The following is a 905-nucleotide window of genomic DNA, read 5'->3' as shown; positions in this document are numbered from 1 at the left end:
TGCAATCAGGTAGTTCTTATAGGAACGGATACGGTTTGCTTTCCAATCCAATTTAACACCAACACCAACAGAAGCAGGATCACCTTTGGGGACACCCCAGTTACTGCCTTGTTTGCCACCAGTTGTTGGGTCTGTCAGTTGTACTAACTTGAGGTCAGCACCAGCACCAACACTAGGTCTTACCCATGCTACAGGGTTGTCATTCTGGTTATTGAATACAACAACGTTTGACAAAACTGTGTAATCCCATGGGGATTCATTTGTAGCATTGAAAGGTTTAGGTGGATTAGAAACAGGATCTTCTGGTTTTGTTGGATCTGTTAATGGGTTAATGTTTTGTGTTTGAGTCGCTTGGACACGTACAATGTTATTCTTTGTTGCATAAAGGATGTTATTAGATTCAGGTTCCTGAGTAAATAACACAATAGGATTACTATCGATAGATGGGTTAAGTATTGGAGAATACCCACCCATCTTCTCAAACCTGTTAGCAACAAATCGAATGTTATTGCAGTTAACCCAAGCTTCATTAGGTAAATCATACGCTGGGATATCAGTAATCACACCGTATTTACCAAAATTACGAAGCTTGTAAGTTGGCATTGTTTCTCCTTATGCTAAGCCAGTTCTACGCCAGAATGTCATACCATAGTAAGCGGGGATGTAACTAATAGCTTGACCACTACCAGTGTTCTGAGTCCAGAAAGCACCTTGATTGTTGATGTGGATAGCGTGGGTGTGGTTGGTATCAACCGTTTCAGTTCTACCATTAGCCCATACAACACCAGATCCATCACCAGAAGCATCCGCACGAAAGCCATCACGATTACCATTACCATTGTTGTTATTTTTCCAAGGCAATGCATGTGAGTGAGACCAGTTACCACTCATCCCATCTGACCAAG

At 41.9% G+C, this 905-nt stretch carries 2 protein-coding genes; both read right to left on the bottom strand.

Translation table 11 applies throughout. From position 1 onward, the window contains the following. The coding region (locus N1032_RS24225; RefSeq protein WP_259543037.1) for a hypothetical protein at positions 1 to 603 on the bottom strand (603 nt) is incomplete at its 3' end. Between the two features lie 9 nt (positions 604 to 612). Beyond that, a partial coding sequence (locus N1032_RS24220) for a hypothetical protein (protein ID WP_259543036.1) occupies positions 613 to 905 on the bottom strand: 293 nt, incomplete at its 5' end.

The sequence above is a fragment of the Herbiconiux daphne genome, from assembly GCF_024979295.1.
Classification (GTDB): Bacteria; Actinomycetota; Actinomycetes; order Actinomycetales; family Microbacteriaceae; genus Herbiconiux; species Herbiconiux daphnes.
This window is presented reverse-complemented; position numbering and strand designations above follow the sequence as displayed.